This is a genomic window from Streptomyces sp. NPDC006326, from assembly GCF_040612915.1.
Lineage (GTDB): Bacteria > Actinomycetota > Actinomycetes > Streptomycetales > Streptomycetaceae > Streptomyces.
This window is the reverse complement of sequence record NZ_JBEXRC010000007.1, coordinates 170061-190074: the sequence shown is the minus strand read 5'-3', so window position 1 is coordinate 190074 and position 20014 is coordinate 170061. Positions and strand designations below refer to the sequence as shown.

General features: G+C 72.9%; 19 protein-coding genes and 1 other RNA gene. 14 read left to right on the top strand and 6 right to left on the bottom strand.

What is annotated here, in order from left to right; genetic code table 11:
• The first annotated feature begins 64 nt into the window (after positions 1-64).
• The 3 genes from ABZ128_RS08590 (at position 65) to ssrA (ending at position 2245) form a co-directional block, all read left to right on the top strand.
• Positions 65-1267 carry a S41 family peptidase gene (locus ABZ128_RS08590; protein ID WP_356846910.1) on the top strand — a complete coding sequence of 401 codons (1203 nt, stop codon included), beginning with the start codon at positions 65-67 and terminating at the stop codon, positions 1265-1267.
• Positions 1268-1285: 18 nt separating this feature from the next.
• Positions 1286-1771: an SsrA-binding protein SmpB gene (smpB, locus tag ABZ128_RS08585; protein ID WP_356846909.1), complete on the top strand. Its 486-nt coding sequence runs from the start codon at positions 1286-1288 to the stop codon at positions 1769-1771.
• An 85-nt stretch (positions 1772-1856) separates the two neighbouring features.
• Positions 1857-2245, top strand: a transfer-messenger RNA (tmRNA) gene (gene ssrA, locus ABZ128_RS08580).
• A gap of 53 nt (positions 2246-2298) precedes the next feature.
• Here the strand turns inward: ssrA and ABZ128_RS08575 are convergent.
• From ABZ128_RS08575 to ABZ128_RS08565, 3 genes are read right to left on the bottom strand one after another with little or no spacing between them, the layout of a single operon-like run.
• Complete coding sequence (locus tag ABZ128_RS08575; RefSeq protein WP_356846907.1) at positions 2299-2694, bottom strand: PIN domain-containing protein; 396 nt, start codon at positions 2692-2694, stop codon at positions 2299-2301.
• A complete protein-coding gene (locus ABZ128_RS08570; RefSeq protein ID WP_356846906.1) occupies positions 2691-2972 on the bottom strand; it encodes a hypothetical protein in 282 nt (93 codons plus the stop codon). The genes ABZ128_RS08575 and ABZ128_RS08570 overlap by 4 nt, the downstream gene beginning before the upstream one ends.
• Before the next feature lie 37 nt (positions 2973-3009).
• Complete coding sequence (locus ABZ128_RS08565) at positions 3010-4275, bottom strand: MFS transporter (protein WP_356846904.1); 1266 nt, start codon at positions 4273-4275, stop codon at positions 3010-3012.
• A gap of 84 nt (positions 4276-4359) precedes the next feature.
• Between ABZ128_RS08565 and ABZ128_RS08560 the strand changes: the two genes are divergently transcribed.
• From ABZ128_RS08560 to ABZ128_RS08550, 3 genes are all read left to right on the top strand, one after another.
• A complete protein-coding gene (locus ABZ128_RS08560) occupies positions 4360-5331 on the top strand; it encodes a LysR family transcriptional regulator (protein ID WP_356846903.1) in 972 nt (323 codons plus the stop codon).
• Positions 5332-5437: 106 nt separating this feature from the next.
• A complete protein-coding gene (locus ABZ128_RS08555) occupies positions 5438-6808 on the top strand; it encodes a nitrate/nitrite transporter (RefSeq protein ID WP_356846902.1) in 1371 nt (456 codons plus the stop codon).
• 126 nt (positions 6809-6934) lie between these two features.
• Positions 6935-8083 carry a uroporphyrinogen-III synthase gene (locus ABZ128_RS08550; protein WP_356846900.1) on the top strand — a complete coding sequence of 383 codons (1149 nt, stop codon included), beginning with the start codon at positions 6935-6937 and terminating at the stop codon, positions 8081-8083.
• A 38-nt stretch (positions 8084-8121) separates the two neighbouring features.
• Here ABZ128_RS08550 and ABZ128_RS08545 read toward each other — a convergent pair whose 3' ends face one another.
• Positions 8122-8538: a PIN domain-containing protein gene (locus tag ABZ128_RS08545; protein WP_356846899.1), complete on the bottom strand. Its 417-nt coding sequence runs from the start codon at positions 8536-8538 to the stop codon at positions 8122-8124.
• 1 nt (position 8539) lies between these two features.
• Complete coding sequence (locus ABZ128_RS08540; RefSeq protein WP_356846897.1) at positions 8540-8758, bottom strand: type II toxin-antitoxin system VapB family antitoxin; 219 nt, start codon at positions 8756-8758, stop codon at positions 8540-8542.
• A 97-nt stretch (positions 8759-8855) separates the two neighbouring features.
• Between ABZ128_RS08540 and ABZ128_RS08535 the strand changes: the two genes are divergently transcribed.
• The 5 genes from ABZ128_RS08535 (at position 8856) to ABZ128_RS08515 (ending at position 15022) form a co-directional block, all read left to right on the top strand.
• Positions 8856-9401 carry a GNAT family protein gene (locus tag ABZ128_RS08535; protein WP_356846896.1) on the top strand — a complete coding sequence of 182 codons (546 nt, stop codon included), beginning with the start codon at positions 8856-8858 and terminating at the stop codon, positions 9399-9401.
• A 96-nt stretch (positions 9402-9497) separates the two neighbouring features.
• Positions 9498-10067, top strand: a complete 570-nt coding sequence (locus ABZ128_RS08530; protein WP_356846958.1) for a CGNR zinc finger domain-containing protein — start codon at positions 9498-9500, stop codon at positions 10065-10067.
• Positions 10068-10170: 103 nt separating this feature from the next.
• Positions 10171-12477, top strand: a complete 2307-nt coding sequence (locus tag ABZ128_RS08525; protein WP_356846895.1) for a UvrD-helicase domain-containing protein — start codon at positions 10171-10173, stop codon at positions 12475-12477.
• 513 nt (positions 12478-12990) lie between these two features.
• Entirely contained in the window at positions 12991-14427 is a 1437-nt protein-coding gene (locus ABZ128_RS08520; RefSeq protein WP_356846894.1) for an NAD-dependent malic enzyme, read from the top strand.
• A gap of 313 nt (positions 14428-14740) precedes the next feature.
• On the top strand, positions 14741-15022 hold the full coding sequence (locus ABZ128_RS08515; protein ID WP_008743457.1) for an HU family DNA-binding protein: 282 nt from the start codon (positions 14741-14743) through the stop codon (positions 15020-15022).
• Positions 15023-15216: 194 nt separating this feature from the next.
• Here ABZ128_RS08515 and murA read toward each other — a convergent pair whose 3' ends face one another.
• Positions 15217-16563 carry a UDP-N-acetylglucosamine 1-carboxyvinyltransferase gene (murA, locus tag ABZ128_RS08510; protein WP_356846893.1) on the bottom strand — a complete coding sequence of 449 codons (1347 nt, stop codon included), beginning with the start codon at positions 16561-16563 and terminating at the stop codon, positions 15217-15219.
• A gap of 368 nt (positions 16564-16931) precedes the next feature.
• On the opposite strand from murA, the gene ABZ128_RS08505 reads away from it, so the two are divergent.
• The 3 genes from ABZ128_RS08505 (at position 16932) to ABZ128_RS08495 (ending at position 19684) form a co-directional block, all read left to right on the top strand.
• A complete protein-coding gene (locus ABZ128_RS08505; protein WP_356846892.1) occupies positions 16932-17492 on the top strand; it encodes a YqgE/AlgH family protein in 561 nt (186 codons plus the stop codon).
• A gap of 29 nt (positions 17493-17521) precedes the next feature.
• Complete coding sequence (locus ABZ128_RS08500; RefSeq protein ID WP_215018346.1) at positions 17522-17806, top strand: DUF3039 domain-containing protein; 285 nt, start codon at positions 17522-17524, stop codon at positions 17804-17806.
• 231 nt (positions 17807-18037) lie between these two features.
• Positions 18038-19684: a beta-N-acetylhexosaminidase gene (locus ABZ128_RS08495; RefSeq protein ID WP_356846891.1), complete on the top strand. Its 1647-nt coding sequence runs from the start codon at positions 18038-18040 to the stop codon at positions 19682-19684.
• Positions 19685-20014 lie beyond the last annotated feature (330 nt).

Below are 20014 nucleotides of genomic sequence, written 5' to 3'. Positions count from 1 at the left end.
GCGCCCCGTGTGAGGTCGGCTCAACCTTCCCTGCCGCCACGGGGCTTGTCCTAGACTCGGCGCCATGCCGGGTCTGCCCGCCTTCTGTCTCCGGCCCCGCGACCTGCGTCGCGGGGCCGTTTTGACGTTGGTCTTCCTCGTGGCCGTCGGCGCCGCCGCCGGGACCGGCTGCTGGGACCGCGCGGACGCCCTGACCGCCCCGGGCTTAACGGCCGCGGGCGCGAGTCCCCCCGCATCCGGCCCGTCCGGGGCGCCGTCCCGCGCGCCCGGCACCGCCGACCGGGAGGCCGTCGCCCGCGCCGCCGCCGACGCCGCCGCGGAGGGCAAGTCCGGCAAGAAGGCCGCCCAGGAGGTGGTCAGCCGCAGCGGCGACCGCTGGGGCGTCGTCTACGACCGGGGCGAGTACGCCGCCTTCACCGACGAGCTGGACGGCCGCTGGACCGGGGTCGGCCTCTGGGTCCGGCGCGGTGACGCCGGCCGCATTGAGGTCGACCGGGTCCAGCCCGGGGGTCCCGCCGCCCGCGCCGGTCTGCGTCCCGGGGACCGGCTGCTCGGCGTGGACGCCCGCGCCGTCACCGGCCTGCCCGCCTCCGAGGTCGTGGCCCTGCTGCGCGGGGAGGCCGGCACCCCCGTCGTCCTGCGCCTGCTCCGCGACGGCGCCGAGCGCACCGAGACCCTGGTCCGCGAGCAGCTGCACATCGAGCCGGTGACGGTGCAGCAGCTCCCCGACGGGGTCACCGTGATCAAGGTCGTCTCCTTCACCCGGGGCTCGGGCGAACGGGTCCGGGCCGCCGTCCGCGCCGCCCCGCCCGGCGCCGGCGTCATGCTCGACCTGCGCGGCAACCCGGGCGGGCTGGTCACCGAGGCCGTGACGGCCGCCTCCGCCTTCCTGGACGGCGGGCTCGTGGCGACGTACGACGTACGCGGCAGCGAGCGCGCCCTGTACGCGAGCCCGGGCGGGGACACCGCCCGGCCCCTGGTGGCGCTGGTCGACGGTGGCACCATGAGCGCGGCGGAGCTGGTCACGGGCGCCCTGCAGGACCGCGGCCGGGCCGTCGCGGTGGGCACGCGGACCTTCGGGAAGGGTTCGGTGCAGATGCCGACGACGCTCCCGGACGGCTCGGTGGCCGAGCTGACGGTGGGCACCTACCGCACTCCCGCCGGGCGCAGCCTGGACGGCAGCGGCATCACACCGGACCTGGCGGCGGGCGACGGAGTCGAGGAACGGGCGCACACGGTATTGGGTGGCCTCGGGGTGGGTCCGTAGTGCGAAAATGACCGCACTATGGCTAAGGAAAAAGGGCGCAAGCTGATCGCCCAGAACAAGAAGGCGCGGCACGACTACACGATCCTCGACACCTACGAGTGCGGTCTCGTGCTCACCGGCACCGAGGTCAAGTCCCTGCGCCAGGGCCGGGCCTCGCTGGTGGACGGCTTCGTGTCGGTCGAGGGCAGCGAGGCGTGGCTCTACAACGTGCACGTGCCGGAGTACAGCCAGGGCACCTGGACCAACCACAGCGCCCGGCGCAAGCGCAAGCTCCTCATGCACCGGGAGGAGATCGACAAGCTGGAGCGCAAGGCCGACGAGTCGGGCCACACGGTCGTCCCCCTGTCCCTGTACTTCAAGGACGGCCGGGCGAAGGTCGAGATCGCGCTGGCGAAGGGCAAGAAGGAGTACGACAAGCGCCAGACGCTGCGCGAGAAGCAGGACACCCGCGAGACGAACCGGGCGATCTCGGCGATCCGCCGCAAGCAGCGGGGCACGCTCTAATCACCTGGCATGCGGTGGTCCACTTCGCGTACCATGGCGTCAGCACCCCCCGCTTGCGGGTGGGAGCAGCTTGTAAACAAAACATGGGGATGATCGGTTTCGACAGCGGATGTCGATGCAGGGGAAGCGAGCCGAGGAAGCGGCAATGATCTCGTAAACCATATGTCGCAAAAAATAATCGCCAACTCCAAGAGCGATAACTCCCGCTTCACCCTCGCTGCCTAATAACAGTGAGCTGAAGCCTCTGTGAGGAGCGTCAGCCCGGAAGTGGTCCCGGTCCGGATCCTGGCGTCAACTAGGGATCTAAACCTCTAGCCCCGGTCACGGGGGTTGGAGGGAAACCAAACAGTGACTGAGCCCGTCGGAGACTTGTCCGTGTGATCTCCGGGGCCGAGAAAAGCGCAGCGGACTGCGCTCGGAGAAGCCCTGCTTCTGCACCGTTGGACGCGGGTTCGATTCCCGCCATCTCCACTCATCCCATGTGGGCACAGGCCCCGCAGCCTCGGCTGCGGGGCCTTTGTCATGTGTCAGACCTTCATGACCCGGACGCGAGGACCGCAGAGCGGTTCGAGATCGCCGGGATCGGAGGTCAGGACCGTCACGGGGCCTGCTGACGCATGGGCCGTCGCGGCCACCACGGCGTCGATCGCGTACTTGTGGCCGCCGGTGAGCCCCGCGTCCCGCATGAGGCGGACGGCGTGGCGGGCGATCTCCCGCGTCACGGGTTCGACGGCGAGCTGCGACACCACCCAGTCCACGCGCGCCCTGTGCGCGCCCTGAGGATCTGCCTCCACGACCGTCACCGCGCTCGTGATGACCCGTACGTCGCGCTTGTGGGCCGCGGCCAGCCTCGCCGTCATCGCCCGGTCGGCGCGGAGGTATTGGGACAGTGCCTCACTGTCGAGGACCCACGTTCCGCTCATGCGGCGTCGTCCGACCGCTGTCGGTGGTCGCCGAACATCTCCTGCTCGGCCGCCTCGATCTCCTCGGCGGTGAGCGCGCCGTGGATCTCCTCGTTGGCCGCGATCAGCTCCGCCAGCTGGTCGCGCTCGATCTGCCGCTGGATCGCCGCCTCCACGTAGGGGGAGACACCGCGTTTGCCGACGCGGGCCCGGACCGCGGCGATGGTGCCCTCGTGGACGGACACGGAAACGGAGGCCATGGGGCCGGTGCCGGGGGTGTACGTGCCGGGTTCGCTCATGGACGAGATTCTAGCAAAAGTTTTGCCAGTTGCTTGGTCAGGCCGAGCTGGTCCGGTCCGGGCGGCGCGCCGAGCCGAGCGCGAGGGCCAGTGCCGCCGCCGCGGCCGGGAGGGCGTAGGCGGCGGTGGTGCCCCAGTGGTCGACGGCCGCGCCGGCCGTCGCCGAGCCCAGGGCGATGCCCGCCAGGATGGCGGTGACCGCGAGGGTCATGCCCTCGTTGAGGCGGCCCTGCGGGGTGGCCCGGTGGATCCGGGACATCGCCGTCACCATCACCGGGGCGGTGGCCATGCCCGCCAGGAGGAGGGCCGCCGCCAGCAGGGGCACCGAGCCCGTGGCCGCAGCCGCCCAGGGCAGGGCCATTGCCGCGCACAAGGTGGTCAGGCAGGTGCGCAGGCTGCGGGGGCGCAGGGCGCCGTAGAGCAGTCCGGCCGCGCAGGAGCCCGCCGCCTGGAGGGCCAGGACCAGGCCGGAGGAGGCACCGAGCCCGTGGGCGCCGAGGTGCGCGATCGAGGTGACCTCCATCGCGCCGAACACGACGCCGAGGGGGACGAAGAGTGCCAGGAGCGGGCGGACCGCGCGCAGCCGGGCGGCGCGTCCGCGGGCGGCCGACACCGGGGGCTCCGTGGCCCGTTGGGCGGTGAAGACCAGCATGCCCAGCAGCAGGAGCGAGGCCCCCGTCAGGGTGCCCGCCTCCGGGAAGGCGGCGGTGCACAGGAAGGCCGCCACCACCGGGCCGAGCATGAAGCAGAGTTCGTCGGCGGCCTGCTCGAAGGACATCGCCGTGTGGTGGTCCTCGGGCGAGTGGCGCAGCAGGTGGGTCCAGCGGGCGCGGGACATGCCGCCGATGTTGGGGGTGGTCGCCGTGGCCGCGTAGGAGGCGAAGAGGGTCCAGGCGGGCGCGTGCGTACGGACGCACAGGACCAGGGCCAGCGACCCGAGGACGGCGATCAGGGTGGCCGGGACCGCGATGCGGGCCTGGCCGTACCGGTCGACCAGGCGGGCGGTCCAGGGCGCGACCAGCGCGGTGGCCGCCATGCCGGTCGCGGTGACCGACCCGGCCAGGGCGTACGAGCCGCGCTGGCCGGCGATCATCATGACCGCGCTGATCGCGAACATGCCCATGGGGAGGCGGGCGACGAGGTTCCCCGCGGTGAAGGCGCGGGCGCCGGGGACCGCGAAGAGCCGGCCGTACGGGCCCGGGGTGCGGGCCGGGCGCCGGGGGGCGCGGGCGGGAGCGGGGGAGGGGGCGATGACGAGGGTGGATCCGGTCACGGTCATACGGGTGGGGGCGGTCTGCGGCATGGATCAAGACTTCGGTCCCGGCGGCGTCGCGGTCCAACACCTGTTCCCCGCGGATTGACCGTCTTCTGTTGTTAGTCTCCGGGGGTGAATCCCCGTGATGTGGAACCCCGGCTGCTGCGCGGGTTCGTCGCCGTGGCCGAGGAGCTGCACTTCACCCGGGCCGCCGCCCGGCTGTACGTGGCCCAGCAGGCGCTGAGCCGGGACGTGCGGCGGCTCGAACAGGCCCTCGGCGCCGCCCTGTTCGTCCGTACGACCCGGGCCGTCGAACTGACCCCCGACGGCGAGCGGCTGCTGCCGCTGGCCCGGCGGGCGCTGTCCGCGCAGGAGGAACTGGCCGCCGCCTTCGCCGGCCCCCGCGCCCTCCTCGTCGATCTGAACACCGACGGGCCGAGCACCGCCCGGACGGTGCTGGAGGGCGCCCGCGAGCTGGCCCCGGACTGCGAGCTGATGGCCCGCTTCGAGAGCGGGCTGACCCATGCCGCCGCCGAGATCGCCGCCGGCCGCCTCGACGTGTCGTTCGGCTACGCGGACGGCCTGGACCCGGCGCTGCGGGCCCGCCTCGACCACCGTCCCGTACGGTACGAGCCCCTCGCCGTGCTGCTGCCCGAGGGGCACCCGCACGCGGGGGCGCCGGGTGAGCCGATGGCGCTGGCCGCCCTGGCCGGGGAGCGCGTCTACGCCGGGGCCGGGAACCCGCGGACCCTGGAGTGGACCGGGCTGGCGCGCGAGCTGTTCGCGGGACGGGGGATTTCGGTGGCGCCGCCCGCGCCGGTGGCCGTGGGCAAGGAGGAGTTCCGCCGGGTGATGGCCAAGACCGGCAATCCGGTGCTGGCCACCGTGGACTTCCTCGACATGCCGGGGTGCGTGAAGCGGCCGCTCGTCGACCCGGTTCCGCTGTCCCCGCTGTCGATGGTGTGGCGCAAGGGTTTCGGCCACCCGGGGCTGGACGCCCTGCACCGGGCCGCCGCCGCGCTCTCGGACCGGCACGGGTGGCTGGCCGTGCCCCGGGGGAGCTGGCGTCCGGCCGCGCTCACAGGCGGCACCGACGGCGGGTGAGTGCAAGGTTTCCCGCCGGTCATCCGGCGGGGACCGGGGCCGAAACGCGCCGTTCCTACGGTGGCGACCACGGATGCGACGAGCACAGCAGCTGTGGAGGCGTGAGATGACAGGTACGACCGCACCGCGCAAGGGGGGCCGCTGGATCGAGCGGTGGGAACCCGAGGACGAGACGTTCTGGAAGGAGACCGGGGAGCGCATCGCCCGCCGGAACCTGCTCTACTCCGTGCTCTCGGAGCACATCGGCTTCTCCATCTGGTCCCTGTGGTCGGTGATGGTGCTCTTCATGGGGCCCGCGTACGGCATCGACCCGGCCGGGAAGTTCTTCCTCATCGCGACGGCGACCTTCGTGGGCGCCTTCGTCCGGGTGCCGTACACCTTCGCCGTCGCCCGGTTCGGCGGCCGCAACTGGACCGTCGTCAGTGCCCTGCTCCTGCTCGCGCCCACCACGGCCGCACTGGTCGTCATGGAGCCCGGGACCTCGTACGGGACCTTCCTCGCCGTCGCCGCGCTGACGGGCGTGGGCGGCGGGAACTTCGCCTCCTCCATGACCAACATCAACGCCTTCTTCCCGCTGCGCAAGAAGGGCTGGGCGCTCGGCCTGAACGCGGGCGGCGGCAACATCGGCGTTCCCGTGGTGCAGCTCGCCGCCCTGCTGGTCATCGGGACCGCCGGGGCCGGGCACCCGAGGCTGCTGCTCGGCATCTACCTCCCGCTGGTCGTGGCCGCGGCCGCGCTGGCCCTGCTGCGCATGGACAACCTGGCGCCCGTACGCAACGACGCGGGCGCCGTCCGCGAGGCGGCTCGGGACGCCCACACCTGGATCATGGCGTTCCTCTACATCGGCACCTTCGGGTCCTTCATCGGCTACAGCTTCGCCTTCGGGCTCGTCCTCCAGACGCAGTTCGGCCGCACGCCGCTCCAGGCCGCCTCGCTCACCTTCATCGGACCGCTGCTCGGCTCGCTGATCCGGCCCGTCGGCGGCGCCCTCGCGGACCGGTTCGGCGGGGCCCGGATCACGCTCGGGACGTTCGTGGCGATGGCCGCCGCGACCGGCGTCGTCGTCTACGCCTCCGGCCAGAAGTCGCTGCCCGTCTTCCTCGTGGGATTCGTGGCGCTGTTCGTGCTGAGCGGACTGGGCAACGGCTCCACGTACAAGATGATCCCCGGCATCTTCCAGGCCAAGGGGCTGGCGCGGGGCATGGGCGGCGAGGCCGCGGCGGCCTACGGGCGCCGGCTGTCGGGGGCCGCCATGGGCCTGATCGGCGCGGTGGGCGCACTCGGCGGGCTCGGCATCAACCTGGTCTTCCGCGAGGCGTTCCTGAGCTCCGGGTCCGGAACGGCCGCTTTCGTGACCTTCCTCGGCTTCTACGCCGCGTGCTGCGCCGTGACCTGGGCGGTATACCTTCGCCGGCCGGTCGGGGCGCCCCTCGCGGCGGCCGGGGCGGAGCAGGAGGCGCAGCTCACGTCGGTGTAACGGCGGTTTACGGCCACGAAATACAGCGGAACCGAGCCTGACACGGCAACTTGACAGGCTCGGTTCCCGTCGCGTGACACGTGATCGCGCGTTGTGAGAACGACCCACTGGGCAAGGCAGGTCACCATGGACGACACCCACACCGCCGCACCGTCTCCGCTGGCGGGGTTCACCGTCGGGGTCACCGCGGCCCGGCGGGCGGACGAGCTGATCGCCCTGCTGCGCCGCCGCGGCGCCACCGTCCTGCACGCACCGGCCCTGCGGATCGTGCCGCTGGCCGACGACAGCGAGCTGATGGCCGCCACCCAGCAGCTCATCGACTGCCCCCCGGACACGGTGGTCGCCACCACCGCCATCGGTTTCCGCGGCTGGATCGAGGCCGCCGACGGCTGGGGGATCGGCGAGGAGCTGCTGGCGCGGCTGCGGGCCGGTGAACTGCTGGCGCGCGGGCCGAAGGTCAAGGGCGCCATCCGGGCCGCCGGTCTGGTGGAGACCTGGTCCCCGCAGTCGGAATCGCTCGCCGAGGTGCTGGACCGGATGCTGGGCGCCGGGGTGGCCGGGCGGCGGATCGCGCTCCAGCTGCACGGGGAGCCGCTGCCGGGGTTCGTGGAGGCGCTGCGGGACGGCGGGGCCGAGGTGGTCGTGGTCCCGGTGTACCGGTGGATGCCCCCGCAGGACCTCGGCCCGCTCGACCGGCTGCTGGACGCGGTGGCCGTCGGCGGGGTCGACGCGGTGAGCTTCACCTCCGCCCCGGCCGCGGCCTCGCTGCTGTCCCGGGCGGAGCAGCGCGGGATGCGGGACGCGGTGCTGGCCGGGCTGCGGGGCGAGGTGCTCTCGGCCTGCGTCGGGCCGGTGACCGCGCTGCCGCTGCAGGCCCAGGGGGTGGAGACCGTCCAGCCGGAGCGGTTCCGGCTGGGGCCGCTGGTGCAGCTGCTGTGCCGGGAACTGCCCGCCCGGGCCAGGGCTTTGCAGGTCGCGGGACACCGGCTGGAGATCCGCGGGCACGCTGTGCTGGTGGACGAGGAGCTGCGGCCGGTGCCGCCCGCGGGCATGGCGCTGCTGCGGGCGCTGGCCCGGCAGCCGGGCTGGGTGGTGGCCCGGGCCGAGCTGCTGCGCGCCCTGCCGGGGGCGGGGCGGGACGAGCACGCCGTGGAGACCGCGATGGCCCGGCTGCGGGGGGCGCTGGGCGCGCCGAACCTGGTGCAGACGGTGGTGAAGCGGGGGTACCGGCTGGCGCTGGACATGGCCGTCGACGCGAAGTACGCGGACGGCTGAACGGCCCGGCGGTACGACGCCCTCGTCCGGAGGGTCCGTCAGCGGGGGACGCGGTGCACGTTGTGCTCCCGTACCTCCGGAAGCAGCCCCGCAGCGGCGGCGAAGTCCTTGTCGTCGTGCAGGACGACGAGCCCGTGGTGGGCGGCGGTGGCGCAGATGATCCAGTCGACCACGGACAGGCTCTGGTGGCGGCCGCGCTGGGCGAGGCGGTACTGCGCGGTCTCGATCCACTGCCAGGCACTCTTGGGGACGGAGACCTCGGGGTAGAGGTCGGCGAGCATGTCCGTCATCGCCTCGTACTCGTCGAGGTTCCGTGCCGACCGGCGGAACTCCGTGCGCTGCGGCCGGCACGAGCCGACACTTCCCTCGTCGACCTCGTGGGCCCACGCCTCGTTGAGCACCCGGTCGCGCTGGAGACGCCAGACCGCGGTCGAGTCGATCAGGTAGCGGAACACCTCACGCCAGACCCTTCTCCGCGCCGTGCTGACGCCAGAAGCCGTCCTCGTCCCAGTCCTGGGCGGCGCGGAAGTGGCGGAGCCGCGCCTCGGTGCGGCGCCGGCGTTCTACGTACTCGCGCAGGGCGAGGTTGACCGTCTCCTTCTTCGTCCGGGCACCCGACAGCTGCATGGCCTCGGCAAGAGCCGCGTCATCGAGGTCGATCTGGGTGGCTGACATCCGGTCCTCCGACAGGTCGACGGTATCCGCTCCATACAAGGATAGGGGATGACCCATACATCTGGCGGACTGCGGCCGCGGCGGATACCGTGCCCGGATGATCATTGACGGGGTGGGGATGCGGGGCGTCCGGGTGGAGGACGCCGCCGGGCTGGCGGACACGCTGAAGCGGAACCGGGCGTACATGGCGCCCTTCGAGCCGTGGCGGTCGGAGGTGTTCTACACCGAGGAGGGGCAGCGGGCCCGCGTGGAGGCGCTGCTCGCCGAGCGGGACGGCGGCCGCCTCGCGCCGTACGTGCTCGTCGAGACCGGGACCGGCACGCCCGTCGGCATGATCAACCTGGGCAGCATCTCCCTCGGCCCCTTCCGCAGCGGCGGCGTCGGCTACTGGGTCGACCAGGCGTGGACCGGCAAGGGGCTGGCCACCGCCGCCCTGGAGGAGGTCTGCCGGATCGCCCGCGACGAGCTCGGCCTGCACCGGGTGGAGGCCGGCACCCTGGTGGACAACCTGGCCTCCCAGCGGGTCCTGGCGAAGGCCGGCTTCCGGCAGTACGGACTGGCGCCGCAGTACCTCCACATCAACGGCGCCTGGCGCGACCACCGCCTCTTCCAGCGCCTGCTGCACGACGAGGCGCCGCTGTAGCCGCCGGGGGCGCCGCCCCCTGTACGGGGGGTTCCGCATCGCGGCGTCCGAGGGCACTCTGAGAGCCACACCCCCGGCGAAGAGGCGGTGACGGGCATGTGGTTCGACTCCGGGCGGGTCTGCCTGGACCTGGTGGCCACCTTCGCCGCCCACGCGGGCGCCGAGCAGATCCGGGACGGTGACGAGCTGCGGCTGTGGCTGGCCGGGGCCGGGCTCGTGCCCGACCGGACGCCGCTCGCCCGGGTGGGCCCCGACTGGGTGGAGGCCTTCCGGGCCCTGCGCGCCGACGTCGAAAGCCTCGTACGGGCCGAGCTCGCCGGCGACGCACCCGACGGGGGAGCGCTCGCCCGGGTCAACGCGCTGGCCGCCGGTCCACCCCCCGGACTGTGTGCCGTACAGGACCAGGAGGGCCACCTCGTACGGGAGTTGTGCGGCGGGGTGGGCTGCGGCGCACTCCTCGCCGCCGTCGCCCGGGACGCGGTGGAGATGCTCACCGACCCGGGCGAGCGGGCCCTGCTGCGCTCCTGCGAGGGCGACGGCTGCACCCGCGTCTACCTGGACACCTCGCGGGGCCACCGCCGCCGCTGGTGCTCCAGCGAGCTGTGCGGGAACCGGGAGCGGGTCGCCCGCCACCGGCGCAGGGTGCTGGCCGCCCGGCCGGGCTGAACCCCCGGAGTGATCTTCGCCCGGTCACCGGAACGGGCGTGCGGACAGGCCGCGGCTTCGCGTACGGTTGACGGTCGCCCATGCACGTCAGAAGGGGGCCTTGGTGGCCGCGCAGAATGCCGCTGTCGACAGCACGGCGGATTCCGTCCGCGATCGGGAGATCGCGGTCGAGCAGACGCATCTGGACCAGGTGTACCGCCGGCTCGAAGAGAAGATCGACGAGGCCGAGTTCCTGATGAACGACGCGGCCAAGCGCGGCCAGGTCGGTACCCCCGGCGCGCTGGCCGAGCGCGACGCGCAGGTCTTCCGGGCGGGCATCCACCTGAACCGCCTGAACAACGAGTTCGAGGACTTCCTCTTCGGCCGGATCGACCTGGTGCTCGGCAAGGACGGCGAGCGCGGCCCCGACGGCGCCTACACCTCCGTCGAGCCCGCCGACGACGCGATCCGCGAGGACCTGACCGCCGACATCGCCGAGACCCTGCACATCGGACGCATCGGCGTGCTCGACGCCGACTACGCCCCGCTGGTCATCGACTGGCGCGCACCGGCGGCCGCGCCCTTCTACCGGTCCACCCCCAAGGACCCCGGCCGGGTCGTCCGCCGCCGCGTGATCCGCTCCAAGGGCCGCAAGGTGCTCGGCGTCGAGGACGACCTGATGCGCCCCGAGATCACCGCCTTCCTCGACGGACAGGAGCTCCCCGCGATCGGCGACGGCGCCCTGATGGCCGCGCTCGGGCGGGCCCGTACGCACTCCATGCGGGACATCGTCTCCTCCATCCAGGCCGAGCAGGACCTGGTCATCCGGGCCCCCGCCGCGTCCGTCGCCGAGGTGGCGGGCGGCCCCGGCACCGGCAAGACCGCCGTCGCCCTGCACCGCGCCGCCTACCTGCTCTACCAGGACCGGCGCCGCTACTCCGGCGGCATCCTGATCGTCTCGCCGACCCCGCTGCTCGTCGCCTACACCGAGGGCGTGCTGCCCTCCCTCGGCGAGGAGGGCCAGGTCGCCATCCGGGCGCTCGGCTCGCTGGTCGACGGCGCGGAGGCGACGACGTACGACGAACCCGCCGTGGCCCGCATCAAGGGCTCCTCCCGGATGCTCAAGGTGCTGCGCAAGGCCGTACGGGGCGCCCTGGAGCTCGGCGGCGCACCGGACCGGCTGCGGGTGGTGGCCTTCGGGCGCCGCCAGGAGCTGGAGGCCGAGGAGCTGGAGCGGATCCGGCAGAACGTCCTCGGCGGCACCGCCCCGGTCAACCTGCTGCGCCCGCGCGCCCGCAAGCTGCTGCTCGACGCCCTGTACGCGAAGTCCGGGCAGGCCGGCCGACACAGCGACCCGGAGCTGGCCGCCGAGCTGCGCTCCGCGTTCGACGAGGACATCTCCACCGAGGACGCGTTCATCGGCTTCCTGAACGCCTGGTGGCCCGAGCTGACCCCGCGCGGCGTCCTCGCCGCGCTCGCCGACGAGCGCCGGCTCGGGCGCTGGTCGCGGCGGATCCTCAACCCGCGCGAGACCCGCCAGCTGGCACGCTCGCTGCGCCGGCTCGGCGCGGACGGCAAGGGCCCGCTGTCGGTGCACGACGTGGCGCTGCTGGACGAGCTCCAGCAGCTGCTGGGGGCGCCCGCACGGCCGAAGCGCAAGCGGGAGCTGGACCCGCTGGACCAGCTCAGCGGGCTGGAGGAGCTGATGCCGACCCGCGAGGAGACCCAGTGGGAGCGGGCCGAGCGGATCGCGGCGGAGCGCACCGAGTACGCCCACGTCATCGTGGACGAGGCGCAGGACCTGACGCCGATGCAGTGGCGGATGGTGGGCCGCCGCGGCCGGCACGGCACCTGGACGGTGGTCGGCGACCCGGCGCAGTCCTCGTGGACGGACCCGGAGGAGGCGGCCGCCGCCCGCGACGAGGCCCTGGGGACCCGGCCGCGGCGGCGCTTCACCCTGACGGTGAACTACCGCAACCCGGCCGAGGTCGCCGAGGTCGCCTCCCGCGTCCTGCGGCAGGCGATGCCGGGCATGGAACCGCCGACCGCGGTCCGCTCCACGGGCCTGGAGCCGCGGTTCACCGCCACCGGGGACGACCTGGGCGCGGCCGTGCGGGAGGAAACCCGGCGGCTGCTGGACCAGGTCGACGGCACGGTCGGCGTGGTCGTGGCGATGGACCGGCGCGCGGAGGCCGCGGGCTGGCTGGCCGACCTGGGCGAGCGGGCGGTGGCCCTCGGCAGCCTGGAGGCCAAGGGCCTGGAGTACGACGCCACGGTGGTCGTCTCCCCGGCGGAGATCGCCCAGGAGTCCGCGGCCGGCCTGCGGGTGCTGTACGTGGCCCTGACCCGGGCCACCCAGCAGCTCACGGTGGTGTCGACCGGCCGCGACGAGCCCGACGCGGACGGCGTGCCCGCGCTGCTGCGCCCGTAGCGGCCCGCCGCCGGCGCCCTGGGGCCCGTCCGGGCGCGGGCCATCCGTGCCCGGGGCCGTCCGGCGGATCACGGCCCGGCCGGGCAGCGGACGGGCCCGGGCACGGATGGCCCGCGGCCACACGCGTGGTGAGAGGGGGCGAACTCCCCCGAGGGGGACCGGCTGGGGCGATCCTTTGTTAGCCTGGGTACGACACCGGCTCGATCCAAGCCCCCGGGCCCAACCTTCGTCGCTTAGAGCGACCACTTGCCGCGAGGCGAGCATGGCGGGTCGGTGTCTTATACGTGCGAACAGGTCCGCGCCCCTCGGAATCGAGGGGCGCGGACCTTTTTCGTAGGGGCCACGCTTCCACCGCGTCGATCAATCTCGTATGGTGGAAGAGTCTTTCCGAAATTTGTAGCTGGTTACCTTGTACTGGCTGGTAGGTGGGACGATCGGACAACAGGTCCCGCCGCGCCGGGCGTGAGCGGGGCCCTGTGACAGCGAACCAGGGAACAGAAGAGGAACACGGCCATGGCAACGGCGCCCAGCGTCTCGTACTCGATGACGGTCCGCCTGGAAGTGCCCGCGAGCGGAACCGCGGTCTCCCAGCTCACCACCGCCGTGGAGTCCTCCGGTGGTTCGGTCACCGGCCTCGACGTGACCGCCTCCGGCCACGAAAAGCTCCGTATCGACGTCACCATCGCCGCGACCTCCACCGCGCACGCCGACGAGATCGTCGGCAAGCTCCGCGGCATCGAGGGCGTCAGCCTCGGCAAGGTCTCCGACCGGACCTTCCTGATGCACCTCGGCGGCAAGATCGAGATGGCGTCCAAGCACCCCATCCGCAACCGCGACGACCTCTCGATGATCTACACCCCCGGCGTGGCCCGCGTGTGCATGGCCATCGCCGAGAACCCCGAGGACGCGCGCCGCCTCACCATCAAGCGCAACTCCGTCGCAGTCGTGACGGACGGCTCCGCCGTCCTGGGCCTCGGCAACATCGGGCCCAAGGCCGCGCTGCCCGTCATGGAGGGCAAGGCGGCCCTCTTCAAGCGCTTCGCCGGCATCGACGCCTGGCCGATCTGCCTGGACACCCAGGACTCCGACGCGATCGTCGAGATCGTCAAGGCCATCGCCCCCGGCTTCGCCGGCATCAACCTGGAGGACATCTCCGCACCCCGCTGCTTCGAGATCGAGGCCCGGCTGCGCGAGGCCCTCGACATCCCCGTCTTCCACGACGACCAGCACGGCACCGCCATCGTGGTCCTCGCCGCCCTCACCAACGCACTTCGCGTCGTTGGCAAGGCAGTTGGGGACGTCAAGGTCGTCATGTCGGGTGCCGGCGCGGCCGGTACGGCCATCCTCAAGCTGCTGCTCGCGGCCGGCGTCAAGAACGTCGTCAGCGCCGACATCCACGGTGTCGTGCACGCGGGCCGCCCCGACCTGGTCGACGCCGCGGCCGACTCCCCGCTGCGCTGGATCGCCGAGAACACCAACCCCGAGGGCTACACGGGGACGTTGAGGGAGGCCGTGGTCGGCGCCGACGTCTTCATCGGCGTCTCGGCCCCCAACGTCCTGTCCGGCGAGGACGTCGCCGCCATGGCGGACGGCGCGATCGTGTTCGCGCTCGCGAACCCGGACCCCGAGGTGGACCCGGCCGTCGCCCGCCAGACCGCCGCCGTCGTGGCCACCGGACGCTCCGACTTCCCGAACCAGATCAACAACGTCCTGGTCTTCCCGGGTGTCTTCCGCGGCCTGCTCGACGCCCAGTCCCGTACGGTGAACACCGACATGATGCTGGCCGCCGCGACCGCGCTCGCCGACGTCGTCGGCGAGGACGAGCTGAACGCGAACTACATCATCCCGTCCGTCTTCAACGACAAGGTCGCGGGCGCCGTCGCCGGTGCGGTCCGCAAGGCCGCCTCGGCCGTGCAGGGCCCGGCCGCCACGGGCCCCGCGACCGCCTAGCGGGCGGCGCCGGTTCCCGGCGCGTCGCGAGATGCGGGCCCGGCGGGCCGCCTCTAGGGTTGCGGGGATGCCCGCGAGGTCCGCGGTCCGCATCCCCCGAGTGCGGACGGAGCGTCACCGCGGCGTGACTGTGGCGCTTTTCGTGTGACCCTGGCGGGTGCCGGATTGGCTTTCCCGCCGCTGGTGGGGGCAGGATGCGTAACCGGGCGAGAGGGTCTGACGTTCAGACCCGGGTCCGGGGACTGTCCGAGGGCCCTGGCAGCATCGGCTTCGATCTCACGCCTCTATGGCAAGTTGAACACGGGAGTACAACATGAACCGCAGTGAGCTGGTGGCCGCTCTGTCCGAGCGCGCCGAGGTGACCCGCAAGGACGCCGACGCCGTTCTGGCCGCCCTCGCCGAGACCATCGGTGAGGTCGTCGCCAAGGGCGACGAGAAGGTCACCATCCCCGGCTTCCTGACCTTCGAGCGCACCCACCGTGCCGCTCGCACCGCACGCAACCCGCAGACCGGCGACCCCATCCAGATCCCGGCCGGCTTCAGCGTGAAGGTCTCCGCGGGCTCCAAGCTCAAGGAAGCCGCCAAGGGCAAGTAGTCGCCCTTGTGCCGGGGGCCGCACAGCCCCCGGGACGGCAGCAGTACGCAGCGGCAGCCGTACCGTCACGCCACGCGCGTCACGCCGTACGCGTCCCGCCGCGCAGCGCGCACGAAAGCAGGAGGGCGGCCACCCCACCGGGGTGGCCGCCCTTCGGCCTGTCCAGGGCCCCTCAGGGGCCCTGGACGCCCTGCTCAGACCAGATCGCCGCCCGGGAGCTCGACCTTGGCCCCCAGCTCCACGAGCTTCTCCATGAAGTTCTCGTAGCCGCGGTTGATCAGGTCGATGCCGTGGACGCGAGAGGTGCCCTCGGCCGCCAGCGCCGCGATCAGGTACGAGAACCCGCCGCGCAGGTCCGGGATCACCAGATCGGCGCCCTGCAGCTTGGTGGGGCCGGAGACGACCGCCGAGTGCAGGAAGTTGCGCTGGCCGAAGCGGCAGGCGGAGCCGCCCAGGCACTCGCGGTACAGCTGGATGTGCGCGCCCATCTGGTTGAGCGCCGAGGTGAATCCCAGACGGGACTCGTAGACCGTCTCGTGGACGATGGACAGGCCCGCGGCCTGCGTCAGCGCCACGACCAGCGGCTGCTGCCAGTCGGTCTGGAAGCCGGGGTGCACGTCCGTCTCCAGCGCGATCGCGTTGAGCGGACCGCCCGGGTGCCAGAAGCGGATGCCCTCGTCGTCGATCTCGAACGCGCCGCCCACCTTGCGGTAGGTGTTGAGGAAGGTCATCATCGAGCGCTGCTGCGCCCCGCGGACGTAGATGTTGCCGCCGGTCGCCAGCGCGGCGGACGCCCAGGAGGCGGCCTCCAGGCGGTCCGGGAGCGCCTTGTGGTTGTAGCCGCCCAGGCGGTCCACACCGGTGATCCGGATGGTCCGGTCGGTGTCCATGGAGATGATGGCGCCCATCTTCTGCAGGACGCAGATGAGGTCCTCGATCTCCGGTTCCACGGCGGCGTTGCTGAGTTCGGTCACGCCCTCGGCCAGAACGGCCGTCAGAAGCACCTGTTCGGTCGAACCGACCGACGGGTACGGCAGGCGGATCTTGCAGCCCCGGAGCCGCTGCGGCGCCTCCAGGTACTGGCCGTCCTCCCGCTTCTCGATGGTCGCACCGAACTGGCGCAGCACGTCGAAGTGGAAGTCGATGGGCCGGCCGCCGATGTCGCAGCCGCCGAGGCCCGGGATGAAGGCGTGGCCGAGGCGGTGCAGCAGCGGGCCGCAGAAGAGGATCGGGATGCGGGACGAGCCCGCGTGGGCGTCGATGTCGGCGACGTTCGCGCTCTCGACGTGCGTCGGGTCGAGCACCAGCTCGCCCGGCTCCTCGCCCGGGCGTACGGTCACGCCGTGCAGCTGGAGCAGGCCGCGGACGACCCGGACGTCGCGGATGTCGGGGACATTGCGGAGCCGGCTGGGTTCGCTGCCGAGCAGAGCGGCGACCATGGCCTTGGGCACGAGGTTCTTCGCACCGCGGACACGGATCTCGCCCTCAAGCGGGGTACCGCCATGGACAAGCAGAACGTCGTCACTGTCTGTGCCGGTCATGAATCTCGCGTTCCGGAGGGGGTCCTCCCGGCGGTGGCCAGGGGGATGGTGGGCAGGGGCCAGGGGAAAAGGGTAAGGGGCACGACCCCCCGTTCCGTAAGGCCGACGCGGCCGGGGAACTGTCATGGATCAGCCACAACACCCTGAGTGCGCACCCCATGGCGGAGTGTCGCGTTCCGGGCAAGTCGGCCGTGCCGCGTGTGTCGTTCGCGTGTCGCTGCCGTGCAGCGCCCGTGCAGACGCCCGTACGGCATCCGTGTGATCCGGCGCCGCGCGCTCCCGTCTGCTGCCGTGCGCCCCGGGGCCGCGCACGAACCGATCTCCTCCCGGGCTCCCCCTCAAGGGGGAATGTGCGAGATCATGGCGCCATGACCGAGGTGTCCTCCCTCACAGGGCGGCTGCTCGTGGCCACCCCCGCCCTCGCGGACCCGAATTTCGACCGCGCGGTGGTGCTCCTGCTCGACCACGACGAGCAGGGCTCGCTCGGCGTGGTCCTCAACCGGCCCACCCCGGTGGGCGTCGGCGACATCCTGCTGCCGTGGGCGACCCTGGCCGGCGATCCGGGCGTGGTCTTCCAGGGCGGCCCGGTGGGACTGGACTCCGCCCTGGGGGTGGCGGTCATCCCGGGCGAGGAGGGGCCGATCGGGTGGCGCCGCGTCCACGGCGCGATCGGCCTGGTGGACCTGGAGGCCCCGCCGGAGCTGCTGGCATCGGCCCTGGGCTCGCTGCGCATCTTCGCCGGGTACTCCGGCTGGGGCCCCGGGCAGCTGGAGACCGAGCTGGGCGAGGGCGCCTGGTACGTGGTGGAGTCGGAGCCCGGCGACGTGTCCTTTCCCGACCCCGAACGGCTGTGGCGGGCCGTACTGCGCCGCCAGCGCAGCGAGCTCGCGATGGTCGCCACCTATCCGGACGACCCGTTGCTCAACTGACCCGCCCGGGGGTCGGTACCCTGGCTTTTATGAGCACTCTTGAGCCCGAGCGCGGGACTGGTACGGGGACCCTCGTAGAGCCGACGCCGCAGGTGTCCCACGGCGACGGCGACCACGAGCGCTTCGCCCACTACGTCCAGAAGGACAAGATCATGGCGAGCGCCCTCGACGGGACCCCCGTCGTCGCGCTCTGCGGCAAGGTGTGGGTGCCGGGCCGGGACCCGAAGAAGTACCCCGTCTGCCCCATGTGCAAGGAGATCTACGAGTCCATGGGCCCCGGCGGGGACAAGGACAAGGGCGGCAAGGACAACTAGTCCGGGCGGCTGACCGGCTGACCGGCTGACCGGCTGACCGGCTTCTCCGGTCGGCCGGAGGGCCCGCCGGCATGCGGGACCGAGGCCCCCGGGGTGCGCACGGGCGTACCCCGGGGGCCTCGTGCGTACTAGGGTCGGCCGGTGACGCGCGCACGGTGCGGAACGGGCGTCGTGCAGCGTGCAACGTCCCGCCCGCCCCCGTTCGCCGCCCGTCGCGAAGGGCCCCGCCGCATGGACCTGATCCCGCTGCCCCAGACCGTCGACCTCCGCGAGGACGCGCCCCCGTACGCCTTCGGGCCGAGGCCCCTCCTCGCCACCGGCCCCGGCGCCGGAGGCACCGCGCGCTGGCTGCGCCGGGAGCTCGGCGCGGCCACCGGCTGGGACCTCCCCGAGGCCGGCCCGGGAGCCGCCGCGGACATCCGGCTGCGCCTCGACCCGGAGGGCCTCGCACGGCAGGGGCCCGAGGGCCACCGCATCACGGTCGACGCCACGGGCGTGGAACTGGCCGGCGCCGACGCCGCAGGGCTGTTCTGGGCCGCCCAGACCCTGCGTCAACTGCTGGGCCCCGACGCCCACCGGCGGGCGCCGCTGGGCGGGCGGGGCGGCCGGGTGTGGACCCTGCCGTACGGGACGGTCGCGGACGGCCCCCGCTTCGGCTGGCGCGGGCTCATGCTCGACGTGGCCCGGCACTTCCTGCCCAAGGACGGCGTACTGCGCGCCATCGACCTGCTCACCGCCCACAAGCTGAACGTGCTGCACCTGCACCTGACGGACGACCAGGGCTGGCGCGTCGAGATCAAGCGCCACCCCCGGCTGACCGGAGTCGGCGCCTGGCGGCCCCGCAGCCGCTGGGGCCACCGGGCCTCACCGCTGTGGAACGAGACCCCGCACGGCGGCTTCTACACCCAGGACGACATCCGCGAGATCGTCGCCTACGCCGCCGAACGGCACGTGCGGGTGGTCCCGGAGATCGACCTGCCGGGGCACTCCCAGGCGGCGATCGCCGCGTACCCCGAACTGGGGAACACAGACGTGGTCGACACCACGGCACTGGGGGTGTGGGACGACTGGGGGATCAGCGAGAACGTGCTCGCGCCGACCGAGGCCGTGCTGCGCTTCTACGAGGGCGTGTTCGAGGAGCTGCTGGAGCTGTTCCCGCCGGAGGTCTCGCCGTTCGTGCACGTCGGCGGCGACGAATGCCCCACGACGCAGTGGCACGCCTCGGCGCGCGCCCAGGCGCGGATCCGCGAACTCGGGGTGGCGGGCGAGGAAGGGCTCCGGTCCTGGTTCATCCGGCACTTCGACACCTGGCTCGCCCGGCGCGGCCGGCGCCTGATCGGCTGGGACGAGATCCTGGAGGGCGGACTCGCCCCGGGGGCCGCGGTGTCCTCCTGGCGCGGCTACGCGGGCGGGATCGCCGCCGCGCGGGCCGGACACGACGTGGTGATGTGCCCCGAGCAGCAGGTCTACCTGGACCACCGTCAGGCGGGCGGCCCCGACGAGCCGGTGCCGATCGGCTACGTGCGCTCCCTGGAGGACGTCTACCGCTTTGAACCGGTGCCGCCCGGGCTGCCGGCCCGGGCGGCCGCCCATGTGCTGGGCGCCCAGGCCAACGTGTGGACCGAGGTGATGGAGAACCGGAGCCGCGTCGACTACCAGGTGTTCCCGCGGCTGGCCGCCTTCGCCGAGACGGTGTGGTCGCGCCTGCCGGAGCCGGCCTCGCGCGACTACGCCGGCTTCGAGACCCGGATGGCCGGGCACTACCGGCGGTTGGACGCGCTCGGCGTCGAATACCGCCCGCCGGGCGGCCCGTTGCCCTGGCAGCGGCGGCCGGGGGTGCTCGGGCGGCCGATCGAAGGCGTGCCGCCCGTGGTGTGAGCCGGACGGTGTGCGGCCTGGGGGTCACGTCGCCGGGTTTGGGGGGCGCGGTCCACGTCGGGGGGTGCGCGGCGCCGGGGCGGAACTCTGGTGCAGATCACGGCCATTCACCTGATTCAGGTGTTTCCTCCCATACGGAATGGGCGGGATGTCTCGGATATGAAGGGTAGGTGGTGCATACGGGGCGAACCGGACGGATGGGAGCTCCCGGGGGCGCCCGCCGGACCCTCGCGCCGGGAGGCCGGACCCTCGCGCCGGGAGGTGGGGAAGATGTGCCAGAGTTGCCACGTCCCGGCGGTGAGCACGTACCGTACGGCGGACAGGCGTGAG

Coding starts and splice junctions, on each gene's coding strand:
- ABZ128_RS08590 (WP_356846910.1), top strand. CDS start 65: ATGCCGGGTCTGCCCGCCTTCTGTCTCCGGCCCCGCGACCTGCGTCGC.
- smpB (WP_356846909.1), top strand. CDS start 1,286: ATGGCTAAGGAAAAAGGGCGCAAGCTGATCGCCCAGAACAAGAAGGCG.
- ABZ128_RS08575 (WP_356846907.1), bottom strand. CDS start 2,694: ATGAGCGGAACGTGGGTCCTCGACAGTGAGGCACTGTCCCAATACCTC.
- ABZ128_RS08570 (WP_356846906.1), bottom strand. CDS start 2,972: ATGAGCGAACCCGGCACGTACACCCCCGGCACCGGCCCCATGGCCTCC.
- ABZ128_RS08565 (WP_356846904.1), bottom strand. CDS start 4,275: ATGCCGCAGACCGCCCCCACCCGTATGACCGTGACCGGATCCACCCTC.
- ABZ128_RS08555 (WP_356846902.1), top strand. CDS start 5,438: ATGACAGGTACGACCGCACCGCGCAAGGGGGGCCGCTGGATCGAGCGG.
- ABZ128_RS08550 (WP_356846900.1), top strand. CDS start 6,935: ATGGACGACACCCACACCGCCGCACCGTCTCCGCTGGCGGGGTTCACC.
- ABZ128_RS08540 (WP_356846897.1), bottom strand. CDS start 8,758: ATGTCAGCCACCCAGATCGACCTCGATGACGCGGCTCTTGCCGAGGCC.
- ABZ128_RS08535 (WP_356846896.1), top strand. CDS start 8,856: ATGATCATTGACGGGGTGGGGATGCGGGGCGTCCGGGTGGAGGACGCC.
- ABZ128_RS08530 (WP_356846958.1), top strand. CDS start 9,498: ATGTGGTTCGACTCCGGGCGGGTCTGCCTGGACCTGGTGGCCACCTTC.
- ABZ128_RS08520 (WP_356846894.1), top strand. CDS start 12,991: ATGGCAACGGCGCCCAGCGTCTCGTACTCGATGACGGTCCGCCTGGAA.
- ABZ128_RS08515 (WP_008743457.1), top strand. CDS start 14,741: ATGAACCGCAGTGAGCTGGTGGCCGCTCTGTCCGAGCGCGCCGAGGTG.
- murA (WP_356846893.1), bottom strand. CDS start 16,563: ATGACCGGCACAGACAGTGACGACGTTCTGCTTGTCCATGGCGGTACC.
- ABZ128_RS08505 (WP_356846892.1), top strand. CDS start 16,932: ATGACCGAGGTGTCCTCCCTCACAGGGCGGCTGCTCGTGGCCACCCCC.
- ABZ128_RS08500 (WP_215018346.1), top strand. CDS start 17,522: ATGAGCACTCTTGAGCCCGAGCGCGGGACTGGTACGGGGACCCTCGTA.
- ABZ128_RS08495 (WP_356846891.1), top strand. CDS start 18,038: ATGGACCTGATCCCGCTGCCCCAGACCGTCGACCTCCGCGAGGACGCG.